The 16,115-nt window shown below is 34.7% G+C and carries 10 protein-coding genes; 5 read left to right on the forward strand and 5 right to left on the reverse strand.

All coding sequences use genetic code 11. The annotated features are described in order from the left end of the window. Positions 1 to 87: 87 nt before the first annotated feature. The 5 genes from RTY06_RS00260 to RTY06_RS00280 all read right to left on the reverse strand — a co-directional run bounded on the left by RTY06_RS00260 (position 88) and on the right by RTY06_RS00280 (position 10,555). Positions 88 to 1,320 (reverse strand): glycoside hydrolase family 88 protein, encoded by a 1,233-nt coding sequence (locus RTY06_RS00260; RefSeq protein ID WP_312821922.1) that lies wholly within the window; start codon positions 1,318 to 1,320, stop codon positions 88 to 90. Between the two features lie 67 nt (positions 1,321 to 1,387). Continuing rightward, positions 1,388 to 2,413 (reverse strand): pectinesterase family protein, encoded by a 1,026-nt coding sequence (locus RTY06_RS00265; protein WP_312821923.1) that lies wholly within the window; start codon positions 2,411 to 2,413, stop codon positions 1,388 to 1,390. Between the two features lie 213 nt (positions 2,414 to 2,626). Next, on the reverse strand, positions 2,627 to 5,194 hold the full coding sequence (locus RTY06_RS00270) for a T9SS type A sorting domain-containing protein (RefSeq protein WP_312821924.1): 2,568 nt from the start codon (positions 5,192 to 5,194) through the stop codon (positions 2,627 to 2,629). Between the two features lie 237 nt (positions 5,195 to 5,431). Beyond that, on the reverse strand, positions 5,432 to 7,255 hold the full coding sequence (locus RTY06_RS00275) for a RagB/SusD family nutrient uptake outer membrane protein (RefSeq protein WP_312821926.1): 1,824 nt from the start codon (positions 7,253 to 7,255) through the stop codon (positions 5,432 to 5,434). Between the two features lie 9 nt (positions 7,256 to 7,264). Then, positions 7,265 to 10,555 carry a TonB-dependent receptor gene (locus RTY06_RS00280; RefSeq protein WP_312821928.1) on the reverse strand — a complete coding sequence of 1,097 codons (3,291 nt, stop codon included), beginning with the start codon at positions 10,553 to 10,555 and terminating at the stop codon, positions 7,265 to 7,267. 779 nt (positions 10,556 to 11,334) lie between these two features. On the opposite strand from RTY06_RS00280, the gene kduI reads away from it, so the two are divergent. From kduI to RTY06_RS00305, 5 genes are all read left to right on the forward strand, one after another. Further along, the gene (kduI, locus tag RTY06_RS00285) at positions 11,335 to 12,171 is read left to right on the forward strand and encodes a 5-dehydro-4-deoxy-D-glucuronate isomerase (RefSeq protein WP_312821930.1); all 837 of its coding nucleotides are present in this window, start codon (positions 11,335 to 11,337) and stop codon (positions 12,169 to 12,171) included. A 119-nt stretch (positions 12,172 to 12,290) separates the two neighbouring features. Beyond that, complete coding sequence (locus tag RTY06_RS00290; RefSeq protein WP_312821931.1) at positions 12,291 to 13,076, forward strand: gluconate 5-dehydrogenase; 786 nt, start codon at positions 12,291 to 12,293, stop codon at positions 13,074 to 13,076. A 39-nt stretch (positions 13,077 to 13,115) separates the two neighbouring features. Further along, positions 13,116 to 14,519 carry a glucuronate isomerase gene (gene uxaC, locus RTY06_RS00295; protein ID WP_312821932.1) on the forward strand — a complete coding sequence of 468 codons (1,404 nt, stop codon included), beginning with the start codon at positions 13,116 to 13,118 and terminating at the stop codon, positions 14,517 to 14,519. A gap of 81 nt (positions 14,520 to 14,600) precedes the next feature. Next, positions 14,601 to 14,948, forward strand: a complete 348-nt coding sequence (locus tag RTY06_RS00300; protein ID WP_307306081.1) for a cupin domain-containing protein — start codon at positions 14,601 to 14,603, stop codon at positions 14,946 to 14,948. A 157-nt stretch (positions 14,949 to 15,105) separates the two neighbouring features. Then, positions 15,106 to 16,110, forward strand: coding sequence for a sugar kinase (locus tag RTY06_RS00305; RefSeq protein WP_312821936.1), 1,005 nt, complete (start codon positions 15,106 to 15,108; stop codon positions 16,108 to 16,110). Positions 16,111 to 16,115 lie beyond the last annotated feature (5 nt).

Raw genomic sequence — 16,115 nt, forward strand, 5'->3', positions numbered from 1 at the left:
ACTCGCTCCGCTCAAACAATAAACTTTTCTTAACGCCCGAAATCTCAATTTGTTTAACGCTAAAATTTTAATGTCGCTTTTACAATTCTATTTTTCAAATTCTAAACTAGCTAAGATAAACGGTCCTGTTCCTTTTGGATCATTAGAACGGATTTCTTCATTAACGTAATAATCATAAGTTCCGCTTCTGTAAGGTGTTCCTCCCAAACCCGCAACCGCACAGTTTTGATTCAGATTTACAGTTCCATCTTTTTCAACCGTGATTAGATTTTTGATAATTCCATCATAACCTTTTTTTGCAATTGCCTTGTAAAAATCTGGCAAATAAGCTTTTCTCGCAGCTTTTGCAAATGTGTAAACAAACATAGATGACGCAGAAGCTTCCAGATAATTTCCTTTTTCTCCGCCTTTGTCTAAAACCTGATACCAAATTCCGGTTTTCGAATCCTGAACTTTTACCAAAGCTTCGGAATAAGATTTAAGATAATCAATCAATTTTGCTCTTCCCGGATGATTTTCAGGCAAAAAATCCAAAACATCTACGATTGCCATTCCGTACCAGCCCATTGCTCTTCCCCAGAAATTAGGAGAAAGTCCTGTTTGTTTGTCAGCCCATTGTTGTTCTTTACTTTCATCCCAACCGTGATATAACAATCCCGTTTTAGAATCTACCATATGTTTCTGAATCACATCAAACTGATTAACAATATCGTTGTAAGCTTTATCAGCTTCCGCTCCCGTTGAAAACAGCTTTGTATAATTCGCGTAGAAAGGTTCACCCATATATAAACCGTCCAACCACATTTGGTTTGGATAGATTTTTTTGTGCCAAAATCCGCCTTCTGAAGTTCTTGGCTGGTCATCAATCTGTGACCTTAATAACTGTAAAGCTTTGAAATATTTTTCCTTCTTATCAACCGAATAGAGATAAATTAAAACATTTCCGGAATTCAACATATCAAGATTATACTTTTTGATATCATAAGTCTTGATTGTTCCGTCTTCGTTTACCAGTTCATCTGCATAACCTTTGATATAATCGTAGTATTCTTTTTTTCCGGTTTTCTTGAACAACAATTCTGCACATTTCAAAACCAAACCATTTGGATAACTCCATTTTGGTGTTTTGAAAAAATCTAGTTGCCAAGCTTCAGGAAAACGCTTCATCTCAGATTGCATCATTCTTTCTGACCATGGTAATTGGGTAGAAATATTGGTTTTTGATGTAGCAACTTCTGTTGAATTTGCCACGGATTTGTTCTGCTGAGAACAAGAAAAAAAGAGTCCTGCAACCAAGGCTACCGACAGGACGGAATTCATTTTATGATTAATCAACTTCATAATTATATGATTAAATTGGATTTGCGATTTCAAAAAAAGTTTAGACTTAATTGGTTTTTAAATTCCATTGGTCTTCTCCGGAAAGGATTTTTCTAATGGTATATTCCTTACTTTGCTCTTTAGTCAACTGATGAGACCAAGAAACTCGCTTCTCTGAATTTGCTCCAATTCCTTTAGAATTATATTCGGCATAGAAAGTTGTCCTCTCAGCATCAGGTTTATTCCAATTGTGCCAACCTTCTGCTTTAATCGTGTTATCGATTGCACAATTAATAAAAACAGTTTTTGCAAAAGATCGCCAAGGTCTTCCTAGATAAACTGATTCTGGTTTAGCATTTCCTTTAATTTTACAATTAATAAAAACAAAACCAAATTTTTTCTTTTCTGGCGTTGAAGCTGCTGTAAGATAAGTTGCACTTTCTTTCGCGAAGATTGTACAATCTTCGAAAACTGCAGTTGCTGCCCCGAAGATAAAATCTGTAGTTCCCTCGATGTAACAATTTTTGAAATAATGGCGAATTTCTCTTTTAGTAGTTGGAACATCCTGTTCACCTTTCAGATAAAGTGTATCTTGAAATCCAAGAAATTTACAATTTTCAAAAATGGCTTTATCACCTGTAATTAGAACTGCAACCGCTTGTCCAACTTTTCCTGCATCATTCTGAAACGTGATATTTTTTGCTGAGAAATTATCGGAAAAAATGAAAATCGTAGAAGAACCTGTTGTTCCCATTTCTTTTCCGTCAGCATTTTTTTTAGAAGCAAAGTCATTGTTTACAATAATTGTTTTATTTGCACTCTCACCTTCAAAATAAATAGCTCCTTTTGTAACGGGAATTATGATTTTTTCTCTATATATTCCTTCTTTTATAATGATTTTTGTTTTAGAGTTTAAATCATCTTCAACTGCATTAACTGCTTCCTGAATTGTTTTAAAATCTCCTTTTCCATCCTGAGAAACTGTATAAACTTTTTCAGAATTAATATCATTAACACTGAAAGAATTGATACAAATTAAAACCAGAATAAAAGAAAAAAACGATATAAGGTTTTTGAATTTTGGCATCTTCATTTTAAATTTTTGAACTTATTTTCAATACAAAGGTCACTAAGTTTTATTTTAATAATTAATGTTTAAGGTCACCAGCGTTTTGACTTCGTCAAATATTTTTTTTATCTTTTTTAAATATACAAGTTTCCATCCCATTCGAGATGAAAACTTGTATTTAATTAATTATATAATGTTATCTAAATAAAATTAGAAAACTTAATTATATTTTATTGATTATTTCTTAATAATCTTTTTGGTTACCGTTCCATTTTCAGTGGTAATGCTGACAATGTAGTTACCTGTGTTTAAGCTTCTCAAATCAATTGAATTACCATTCACAAGAGCATTATTTTTCACAAGAGATCCAGCAAAATTGTAAACTTTAATGTTTATTATTTTCTGACCATTAACATTGAAATAAAGATAGTCTGAAACTGGATTAGGATATAGACTTACTTCTGACTTATTGATATCTCTTGTTGCCAATGTTGTTGCATAAGCAGTTTTGATATAATATAAATTAGTCGTATCTCCTTTTGTAATACTATGAGCTCCAGCAGCAACATTTGGAATTGTCACAACTCCGTTTACAGCAGTATAGTTTACCCCATCAAACTTAACCTTCTTAGCAAAATCTGCATCAAAAACTAAAGTAAGAGTAGATACGTCTGTTGTTGTATAATTGATACTTGTAGCAGATTCCATCTTGAAACGCTTAGTCAACGACAATCCATCATAAGTCTGAGAACCGTCTGTAGAATTCATATTACCTGTAATAGTATAGAATGTACTTAGTTTTTCAGAAGTTGTAAAGTTGTGAATCAATACGTCTGTAGAACCAGGATTTCCCGTATTTCCAACGGTAATAGTTCCGTTGATAGAAGCAGAAGTTCCAGCAGCACCAACTGTTGTAACTGTATAAGCTGTAGTCTGAGTTGGCGTTCCTGTAATTGTTACTATTTTGGCAGTTGTATCTTTTGCGAAAGACAATCCGTTTGTAACACCCGTTAATGTAACATCTGTTGCATCTCCACCCCATGTAAATACGATTGGAGCAATAGCAACACCTGAAGTTACTGTTTGATCTTTGTTACCAGAAGTATTAACCAACGTCTGAGAACTTCCTTCTGCCTGAATGTAAACCATATTGGTCTCATAGTTAGTTAGCAAAGACTTAAGAGCCGTGATAACTGTATAAGATTTATCATCAACAGCGTTATCAAAAGTCCAATTGAAATCTCCACCTTCTACTCTTCCAGAAAATAATTTCACTCTATCTCTAGCAACAGTTGGATTCTCTACTACTAAATTTTTAATATACAGTGCTGCATCTGTATCAAAATTATTGTAAGTTTTTGCTCCAACTTTTGACTTTACCGTTGCAGGAACTGTTTCTCCACGAGTTGTTGCTAAATAAGCATCAAAATCTGTTAAAGAACTGATCTTTCCAGGAATATTAAAATCTGGATTTGGATCGTTATAAGCTACAAACCGCATAGAATTAGTCGCAATATCCGCGTCAAAAGTATTATTAAAAGCTTTGATTATTCCGCCAACTTCACCTGAAAAAGTCCCTTGGTTAGCAGGATCATTCATTTGTTTTGAAGGACTCCAAACGTCTGTTCCTTGTAAAGAAATCATCATTGGATTTTTTGCATTACGGAAATAATTAGCTTCTAAAAAAAGAGATGAACCTTCTGTAGAACCAGAGCCGTATTTTGCAATTCCATCAAAATAATTATTATAAATATGAGCAGAATAGAATCTCACTCTAGGATGTCTAGAATCTGAATGATCAAACCAATTGTGGTGATAAGAGACATAAAGACCAGACGTTGTGTTCTCACTAAGACCTAGCAAACTTGCTTTCCCAGAATCCCAAAAGTGATTGTAAGAATAAGTTGCATAAGAAGTTCCTTTGTTATCAAGAGCTCCATCTCCTTTGATTTGATCTGCATCACCACCTGCATGTCCATAGAAAAGATCATTATTATGAACCCAGATGTAAGAATTGTTTTGCTGCATTCCAATATTATCGCCTTCTCCGCTATCACAGTTCATAAAACCAAGATTATTGATCTCGATATTAGTTCCATTTTTGATACGGATTCCCCAACCGTTTGCTGTTGCATCATCGCCGACTCCTTCTACAGTGATATAACTATTTACATTGTTATCATTTTCTACAACAAAATCTCCATTTTCCATAGTTGTAGCATCTGTAACATTACCTACAAAACGAAAAATATAAGGTCTAGTGTCGTATCCTTTTTTGATACCAGATAAGATGTTCTGAAATCCTACATAAGCAGTTGTTCCACCATTACTTTTTGTAATCACATTGAATGAGACCGAATCTTTAGATTTTTGAGTGATATAAAGAATAACGGCATTATCCTTTGGTGTACCATCCGCTTTGTAACCTCCAGGAACTCTATCTCCGTGAAAAGCAAAACCTGTTCTATCTTGAGGAAGCACAGTTAAGGTACTTGTTGTAGAGCCAGCTCCTTCTACTCCTAAAACTACAGGCTTTACAGTAATTGTATAGTTTCCAGCTTTCAGTCCTAAAACATCAGCTCTGAAATATGATCCGTAACTACGAATCAAATAATCGTCAATCTGTTTATTTACAACGCCTTCTCCAGAATAGTAAACATTATATCTCCCAGCATTAACAACTGGTTGCCATTTTACAAAAGCAGTTTCGATCCATCCTTTCGCATCGTTGAAAGTCACGGATTGTCCTGATACTTGTATGAAGACAAGCATTAGTAAAACATAAAGTAATTTAATTTTGTTCATCTATAATTTATTTAATTGAGTTAATTGTTTGGTAAATAGTATTTAATTAGTGCGTCTTCTACAAACCTATTTTTCATTAACTAATTTTAAATAACATGCTTTATTTTTTCTTGGAATAAAGCCAAAAGAATCCTTAGATTCAGCTTTGCCAGGATATAAAATCCTGACAAAGTGAGTCTTCAAAAAAAATTAAAAATATAATAACTTAAAAATCCTTAGGAAAGAGAATTTGATTTTCTAGTATCCGTAATCTTGTTTCAGATTGTAATTAGATAAGATAATATCATCATAGATCGGGAACAATTCTTTTCTGTTTGCCTCAAAATACTGAGCATAACCTTTTGCCGGATCATTGATATAAGTAGCCGTCATAGCCGCTCTCCAGTTGAGTCTTGTATAGCCTGCAGGAGTAGTTGCCACTGATGGTGTGTAATAAACATCTTCCCTAGTTGTACCAGGCTGAACGTAAACATCTACACCTTGAAGTGCAGCTTGCGCTGTTTTGGTTCTGTCATAAGGTGAAGCTTTGTAATATAAATACGAAGGAACGTTTGCGTACTGGCCAGTTCCGTTCAACAAATCAGAAAGTTTCTGTTTGGTTTCTGCAATTTTTGTAGCTAAAAGATTCCAACGGATAAGGTCATACTTTCTAAGTCCTTCGCCTCCAAACTCCAACAATCTTTCTTTTACGATATAGTTGAAGAATCCAGTTTTATCGGTTGGGATAGTTCCTACTTGATCTAAGTGACCTACATAAGCACGATTTCTTACAAGTTTTACAGCATTTACAGCATCTGCTGATGGTGAGCCATTCAGTTCGTTATCAGCTTCTGCATACATCAATAGGATATCTGAGTATCTTAACAAAGGCCAGTCTATTGCAAGGTTTTGAGCTGTTCCTGTAATACTGGTCCACGATTTTCTGAACTTTCCATCTGTACACAAAACTCCAGTTGAAAGAATTGCTTGGTTTGCATCATTAATTTGCATAGACGCTATAGTAACGTCTCTTCTAACATCATATTTTCCAAACTCATAGAAATAAGTTGCGATAGCGTTGATACCTCCACTACTTTTCCAGTTAGACCCATCACTGTGTCTCATCCCGTTGTAGTAACCTATCTTACTATCTGTTGCCGCATTACCTCCAAAAGCTCCAACTGCGAAAATTACTTCGTGTGCTGCATCTTCTGTATTATCGTGTAATGCTCTGAAAGCAGCTTCAAAGCTTCCATTTAAACCATGTTGACCTGCTGTAATGATTGATTTGCACTCATCATAAGCAATTTTATAATACACTTCTGGGTTAGACCCTTTTGCCATCGTTCTTGGATCTCTTCTCAAAGAGTAACCTGCTCTAGCCAAAGCTATTCTTGCTCTAAGTCCTTTCACAACAGCCTTCGTAATTCTTGTATTACTACTATTAGCCTCTGATCTCCAAGGAACCAAAGCAGACGCCGTTTCCAAATCAGCTATAACTTTATCGTAGATTACATCTCTATCTGTTTTTGGCAAATACACCGACTCTAAATCTGACGATGGTACCATTTGCATAGGAACATCTCCCCAGTTTTTGATCAAGTCATAATAAAAAAGAGCTCTCAACGTGTAAGCTTCTCCTAAATAACGGTTCATTAGCTTTTTATCAGCATCAGAACCAGTTTGCATTACTTTTGATAACGGGATATTTTTGATAACAAGATTAGCTCTTTCTATCCCAGAATATAATTTAAGAAAAGGTTTGTTAAGATCTGGATTAGAAGTACAAGCGCCATAAGTACTGAGTCCTCTTCTGTCATTACAATTGTAGTCACCAGATGTTTTAAAATCATCTCCTGATTGAGGAAAGTATAAGCTCAGTCTTTGTCCGTAACCGTCATCACCAATGATCTGATTATAAACACCAATCAAAGCTGTAAAGGTATCTGCAGTACTGTCAAATTGTTGTTCTTCATTAGCATTAGAAATGTTTTCTGCATCTAAAAAGTCATTACAAGATGTAACTGTAGATAAAGTAAGTGTACAACTTAATATTGCAATTAAAAGTCTATGTTTTTTCATTTTTTCGAATTAAAAAGTTATATCAATACCTGTTAAGAAAAATCTGCTTCGTGGAAATGCTGCATAATCTACAGCTGGAGTAAGTGTACTTTTTCTAGTACTTACCTCTGGATCATATCCCGAGTAACCGGTAATTGTAAATACATTATTTGCCGTAGCATATAATCTCAAATTGGTAATACCAATCGCTTTAAGAGCATCTTTACTTAATGAATAACCGATAGTTACGTTATTTAATCTCAAGAAAGATCCATCTTCTATCGCATAAGAATGTAGGAAATAGTTACCAGCAGTTGGTGTCCACATTGTAGTACCAGCGTTAAGAGCTGCCAAAGCTGTAGGATCTGTAACTTTTACACCTTCGTCATTGAACCATCTCCATCTGTTAGCCATATCTCCTAACATATTCTGATCTGTGTACTGATACTTGGTCGTGAATTCAATTTTATTAGCATTATAAACTTTGTTTCCAACGGAGAAGTTGAAGAACAAACTCATATCAAAATTTTTATACTTGAAAGTTTGGTTGAAACCTCCATAGAATTTTGGTTGCGCATTTCCAAGAACTGTTTGATCGTTAGTATCGATTACTCCATCTCCGTTGATATCTCTTAGTTTAAGATCTCCCGGTTGAGCTGCTCTGTTTCCTAAAGCTACAGAACTAGTTGATGGGATCCCATCTTTTAATTTATAAGTATTGTTAGCTGGATTAAAATCAAAATCACTAACCTCATATCTGCCTTCTGTTACATAACCGTAGAACATCCCAACAGGCTGATTAATTTGAACTTTGAAATCAAATAAGTTATTAACCCATCCTGAGGGCTGCAGATAAAAATCTGTTCCAGATTCTGTCACAGAACCCAAGCTTTTAATCATGTTTCTGTTAGCAGCAAGGTTGAAGTCTGTTTTCCACGTGAAGTTTTCATTACCCACGATAATTGCCCCTAAACTAAATTCTAAACCTTTGTTTTGAGTTTTCCCGGAATTCTGAAATTGATATTCATATCCAGAAGTCTGAGGAATTTTTGCTAACAGTAACAAATCTTTTGTATCTGTTACATAAGCATCAATAGCTCCATAAACTCTCTTATTGAAAAGTGTAAAATCAAGACCTGCATTTTTTGAAACTGTTGCTTCCCATTTAATATTAGGATTTGCCATTATATTTCCAGGTGCTGAACCTGTAATAATCCCAACTCCGCCTGTATACCCGTATGTACTGGAAGGATTATAGAATGTATCGAATAGGAATGATGCAATTCTATCATTACCAGACTGTCCGTAACCTACACGCAACTTAAGATCATTCACAATTTTAGAATCTTTCAAAAAATTCTCTTCACCTATTTTCCAAGCCAATGAAGCCGATGGGAAGTTTGCCCAATTGTTTCTTGGTCCAAAAGAGCTAGATCCATCTCTTCTGAAAGAGAATGTTGCAATATATTTATTATTATAGATATAATTTGCTCTTGCAAAGAATGATGCCAATCTATATGGAGGCAAAACACCTACATAAGGAGCATCTTGTACCATTCCTGCTGGTGGGGCAGCAAGAATAATGTTGGCAAAAGCTTGATTGGCATCCATAGAAGTCGGTAACCATCTGATAGTCATATCTGTTTTATCACCATCTGTCTGCACAATCTCTTGTCCTAAAAGGAAATCCATCTTATGATTACCAAATTTCTTTTTATAAGCTAGTGTATTGGTATTAGTTATTCTTCTAGTTTGATTATTTGTCAACTGTACAACAGACATATCAGAATTGATTCTGGACAAGTATGTTTTAGGGCCAGAAAATTGTTTAATCTCTTGATCATTTTGTACATATCCAATTGTACTTTTGAAAGTCAAATCTTTAATAATGTTATATGTAATAACTCCGTTTAAGAATAAGTTATCTGTATTATTATATTTGATTTCATTATTAGACAGCAATACAGGATTTACTAGATTAGTTGCTGCAAAATCATCTGTATCAAACTCGTCAGAACCAGCTCCTGTAGTTATTCCATTTTCAAAAGGTCTGTATCGGATAACGTTTCTAAGTCTGTTTGTACTTTGAGAACCGGCAGTTGTAGTTCCTGCACCATTAATAAAAGTTTGGCTATATCTTGCTGTGACTCCAACTTTCAATTTTTTACTAATATCAAAATCATACTTGAAGTTAGCCATATTTCTTTTATAACCCGAATTAATCATAATCCCATCTTCCTCAACATGGTTTAAGGACAATGTGAAGGCAGAATTAGAATTACCACCAGAGATGTTCAAGTTATGAGTAAAGTTGAAAGCTTCTTTTCCGAACACCTCTTCTTGCCAATCTCTTGTCTGGATTGTTTTATAACGGTTGATACCTGGATCAATAATAGTTCCATTATTATCTCTTATTTCCTCGTAATTACCATATAAACTAATAAATTTATCATGCAAATCCGAATAACCATCTCTATTATAAAGTTCATATTGATAAAGGACAAAATCATAAGGACTCATGACATCCAATTTCTTTGCAATAGATCTTACACCCGTATATCCGTTATAATTAACAGTCGTTTTTGCATTTTTTCTACCACTTTTTGTCGTTATCAAAACTACACCATTAGCTCCTCTCGCCCCATAGATAGATGTAGACGAAGCATCTTTAAGAACTTCTATAGATTCAATTTCTTTTGGTGAGATTAATGACAATGCATTATCCATTTGGATCCCATCAACAATGTAAAGCGGAGCGTTATCCTGAGTGATAGATGTTCCACCTCTTACTTTAATTTCTGGATCAGAACCAGGAGAACCTTCTCCAAAAGTCACCTGAACCCCCGCCATTCTTCCCTGGATAGCTTCTGCCGCACTATTCACCGGCATATCATTCAGCTGATCTCCTTTTACAGAGGAGATAGAATTGGTAACATCTTTTTTAGAAACAGTTGTATAACCAACCAAAACAACTTCGTCAATCGATTTCTCTTTACTTGCATCATGCTTAGTCAAAGTGATATTGATAACACTATTTCCGTTGACAGCTATGTCTTCTTCTTCATAGCCTTTTGCACGGACAAGCAAAGTTGCATTTTTAGGAACATTCAGTTCATATCTTCCAGACTTGTCTGTCACTGTAGAGAATTTGGAATCCTTCACAGTGATTTCCACATTCGGAACAGCCTTCTTTTGATCAGAAGTAATAGTTCCGGAAACTTTGATTAATTCTTGAGCTAATCCAAATGCTGGTAATAAAAAAACAGATGCAATTGTCGTTTTAATAAAAGCACTATGAATTCCTAGTTTTAAACCACTCATTGATATTTGTTAGTTTTTATAATTAGTAATTTATTCTTTACTTAATAAATATGTTGATTTCTCATTAAAAAATGCAATCGATTGCACTTATTTTTTTTAGATTTTCTCAACTCGACTAAACTAGCAATATTTTTCAATTGACAAATGCAGATTCTTTTTTTTCATTAATATTAATTTAACACACATAATAAATTAAAACCAAAAATAAACACAAAGCCTTGAATAACTGATAATTAAATAAAAAGCAAAAATAGACAACATTAACCAAATTAACATAATTTTAACATTTATAACTATTCACTTTTAGCTCAAAAAGTTATTTTCTTCAAAATTCAATTAACCAAAAATTAACTTAAGATTCAATTTTTTTTCAAAATTGGATTTTTTTAAGTTCAAATCATTAATTTCTAAACACAGAATTGAAATCAAAAAAAACAATAAGAGACAAAACCATAACAAGTTATTAATCAATATATTAATAATAACAATTAAAAATAATAATACTAAACTACTAGAAACAAAGAAATTTTGAAATCTATAGAAATTTTGAGTTTCAAAAGCAAAATATTGCATAAAAATCTTATAAAAAAAACATAAAAAAGGTTTACAGGACAAGCATAACCAACTGTTTTTCTTTAATTTAAAAAATATTTAAATTTTTTCTTTCTTGGTTAATATTTATATATATATTTACAAAGATTATTTTTTGTCTCAAAAAGAGCATTTTTTAATGCAATCGATTACGCAAAATTAATTTTAAGTTAACATATATAGATATAATGACCCAATCAGAATTCAGATATGCGCATCACCCGAACGATGTCAAAAATTACACTACAGAAAAACTTAGAGAAGAATTTCTAATCAACAATTTATTTCAAGCAGGACAAATCAAATTAGTCTATACAATGTATGATAGATTAATTGTTGGTGGAGCAATGCCTACTGACAAAGCTTTAACGCTTGAAACAATTGATGAATTAAAAGCCGAAAACTTCCTAGACAGAAGAGAAATCGGAATCATCAACGTTGGTGGAAAAGGAAAAGTAACGGTTGACGGAACTTTTTACGAACTTAATAATAAGGAAGCTTTATATATAGGAAAAGGAAATAAGGAAGTGACTTTCGAAGCTTCGAATGGCGAACAACCATATTTTTATATCAATTCTGCGCCAGCTCACCACACTTTTCCAACAAAAAAAATTACAAAAGCTGAAGCTGAAATCGTAGAATTAGGGGATTCTAAATATGCTAATAGAAGAACTATCAATAAGTTATTAGTAAACAGCGTTTTAGAAACTTGCCAGCTTCAAATGGGAATGACAGAGTTGCACGAAGGAAGCGTTTGGAACACAATGCCTTCTCATACGCATACCCGAAGAATGGAAGCTTATTTCTATTTCGATTTGGAAGAAGGACAATCGATTTCACATTTTATGGGACAACCTCAGGAAACGAGACACATTTTCCTTAAAAACAGAGATGCTGTAATTTCTCCGGAATGGTCTATTCACTCCGGTGTTGGAACTTCCAATTATACCTTTATCTGGGGAATGGCAGGAGAAAATATGGATTACGGAGATATGGATGCTGTAAAAACTGACGAATTAAAGTAAAACTTAATAAATATACAAAGTCTCGCAGATTTAGCAAATTACGCGAATTTCAAATCTGCTAAATCAGCAAAATCAGCGAGAAACAAAATATTTGAAATATTCTATATAAAGATATTTAAATGAAAAATTTATTTGACTTAACTGGAAAAGTAGCTCTTGTAACTGGTGGAACACACGGTTTAGGTTTGGCAATGGCAGAAGGTTTGGCTTCGGCAGGAGCAGAATTGGTCGTAACCAGCACTACTCCATCCAAATTGGAAGATGCAATTGCTTATTACCAGTCAAAAGGATACAAAGCAACAGGATATATTTTTGATGTAACGGATGAAAAAATTGCGGCTGAAAAAGTTGCAGAAATCGAAGCGAATCACAAACAAATCGATATACTTATTAACAATGCAGGAATCATCAAAAGAATCCCGGCTTTGGAAATGGAAGTTTCCGATTTCCGAAAAGTAATTGATGTGGATTTAACAGGACCTTTTATTATGTCCCAGTTAGTTGCAAAAAGTATGATTGCCAGAAAATCAGGTAAAATCATTAACATTTGTTCTATGATGAGTGAGTTAGGTCGCGACAATGTGGTAGCCTACGCTTCTGCAAAAGGCGGATTAAAAATGTTGACTAAAAACCTAGCGACAGAATGGGCAAAACATAACATCCAAGTGAACGGAATCGGTCCCGGATATTTTGCAACGTCTCAGACAGAACCAATCAGAGTTGACGGAAATCCTTTCAACGAGTTCATTATCAGCAGAACACCGGAAGGTCGTTGGGGAAATCCTGAAGATTTGGCAGGAGCAGCAATATTTTTAGCTTCCGAAGCAAGTCAGTTCATCAACGGACAAATTATTTATGTTGACGGCGGAATTTTAGCAACGATCGGAAAACCTTCAAACGAATAATTAAGTCTATCATCTATCAGTCTATTATCTATTAGTCTTATGAGTACAAAACCATTTATCACAGATACATTTCTATTAAAGAACAAATTCGCTGAAGAGTTGTATTTCAGATTTGCTGAAAACCAACCGATTATCGATTATCATAACCACTTGCCTCCGAAAGAGATTGCAGAAAACCGTCAGTTTGAGAATATTACTCAGGTTTGGATTGGTGGCGACCATTACAAATGGAGAGCGATGAGAACAATGGGAGTGAACGAAAAATTCATTACTGGAGACGCTTCTGACAAAGAAAAATTTGCAGCTTGGGCAAAAACAGTTCCGAATACGTTGAGAAATCCTTTGTTCCATTGGACACATTTGGAATTGGCTAGATATTTTGACGTTTATGATTTATTAAGCGAAAAAAATGCTGATGAAGTTTACGAAAATGTTTCAGCTCAACTTCAAAAGCCGGAGAAATCTGTTCACGGATTGTTGAAAATGAGAAACGTGGAAACGATTTGTACCACAGAAGACCCAATTGACACTTTAGAATATCATCAGGCTCTTAAAAATGATGATTTCGGAATCAAAGTTAGTACAGCTTTCCGTCCTGACAAAGCCATTTTGATTGATAACGAGGATTATAATTCTTACATCGATAAATTAGGCGAATCTGCAGGAATCGAAATCAACTCTTACAAGGATGTACAGGATGCGCTAATTAAAAGGATTGAATACTTTCACGCCAACGGATGCAGATTGTGTGACCACGGATTGAATAACATTTCTTTTGAAACGTTCACAGATTCAGAAATCAACTCAATTTTTGAAACTAAAAGAAAAGGAGAAACTTTGACGCCACATCAGATTGAGCAGTTCAAAACAGCAATTTTGTTGTTTTTGGGTGAGACTTACCATTCATTTGGGTGGGTTCAGCAATATCACTTGGGCGCATTGAGAAACAACAATGCAAGAATGTTGAAAGTTCTTGGACCAGACACAGGTTGGGATTCCATCGGCGATTTCAGTCAGGCTGCGAACCTTTCAAGATTCCTTAATACATTGGATTCTAAAGATAAATTGACAAAAACAATCATCTACAATCTGAATCCTGCCGATAACGAAATTATGGCAACAATGATTGGAAATTTCAACGACGGTTCAGTAAAAGGAAAAGTACAATTCGGTTCTGGCTGGTGGTTTTTGGACCAAAAAGACGGAATGGAAAAACAGATGAATGCGCTTTCCAATATGGGACTCATAAGCACATTTGTTGGGATGTTGACCGATTCCAGAAGCTTCCTTTCGTTCCCAAGACACGAGTATTTCAGACGTGTATTGTGCAACCTTTTAGGAAACGAAATCGAGTCTGGCGAACTTCCTGAAGATTTGGATTTGGTAGGAAAAATAGTTTCGGACATCTGTTATCAAAACGCAAAAGACTATTTCACTTTTTAGGAAACCCGAAGGGTTGAATATTAGTAGCCGTAGGTGAAACCTATGGACAATAGGACAAAAACCTATGCAATTATAAATAAAATGGAAACAAAACAAACATCCAAAATATATTACAAATCCGATTCAACAGAATGGGAGAAAATAGATGACTATATCGACCGCCAAATCGTCGGCTACGACGAATCTGTAATGATGGTAAACGTCCGTTTCAAAAAAGGCGGAATTGGATACAAACACAAACATCCTCATATTCAGGTGACTTATGTTGCGGAAGGAAAATTTGAAGTCAACATCGGAGAAGATATTTCAATTTTGAAAAAAGGCGATTCGTTCTTCGTTCCTTCCAATGTTCTTCACGGCGTCGAATGTCTAGAAGATGGGATTTTGGTAGATGTTTTCAGTCCATTTAGAGAAGATTTTATAAAGTAATTAGTTTCTCTCTGTGAACATTGTTAAGTTTTACGCCTTTGTGAACTTAAAAACATAGAATTAAATAAAAAATCTTTGCGCTCTTTGCGTTCAGAAAAAAATAAAAATCAAGAATCTCGATTTTTAAATCCTGATTCTAAAACAAAAAGATAGATTAATGAGCAAAGTTGTAACCTTTGGCGAAGTATTGATGAGATTGTTTCCGTCCGACAGCAAAATGCTGAGACAAAGCCGTGAAATGGAATTCTTCTTCGGGGGAACAGAAATGAACGTCGGTGCGTCTTTAGCCATTATGGGATGCGAGACCAGACATATCACGAATGTTTCCGATTGTTTCATCGGAGAATCAGCCATTGCAACAATGAAAAGTTACGGGATTGATACACAATTCGTCAATAGAACAGAACATCCGATTGGATTATACTTTTTGGAAGTTGGTTCTGCGATGCGTGCCAGTCGTATTTCTTACAATAGATTAAATGGTTCTTTTTCCAACATCAAACCCGAACAAGTGGATTGGGAAAAAGCATTGAAAGGTGCTGAATATTTCCACTGGACAGGAATTTCTCCGGGAATTTCGGAAGGTGCTTACGAGACTTTGAAGCAAGGTTTACAATTAGCCTATTCAAAAGGAATCGAAATCACAGCTGACCCTGCTTACCGTTCCAATCTTTGGAAATATGGAAAAGAAGGATTCACGGTTCTTAAGGAACTCATCTCCTACTCTACGATTTTCATCGGCGGTGTAAACGAAATCAATGAAATCCTAGGAACATCTTTCGGATATGATAAAGACAGTTTTATCCAAGCTGCAGAAACATTAATGAAAGAAATTCCTTCTATCAAAAAAGTATTTGATAAAACCAGAATCGGAGTTACAGCAAGTAATCAGGCAACTCAGGGAAGAGCTTTGGTCAACGGACAATATTTCGAAACAGAAAGTCTGGAAGTGAATCCCGTTGTGGACAGAATAGGAACAGGAGATGCTTTTGCAGCAGGACTGATTTATGGATTAATCAACTTCGATGATGAGAAAGCTTTGAAGTTTGCGAATGCAGCCTGCGCCATCAAACATACGATTTTGGGCGATGTTAATTTAAGTAGCGCGAACGATATTCTGGAAGTAATGAACGGCAATTCTGGAGGAAGAATTAAAAGATAATTTAG

The sequence above is a fragment of the Epilithonimonas sp. genome (assembly GCF_032055105.1).
Taxonomy (GTDB): Bacteria; Bacteroidota; Bacteroidia; order Flavobacteriales; family Weeksellaceae; genus Epilithonimonas.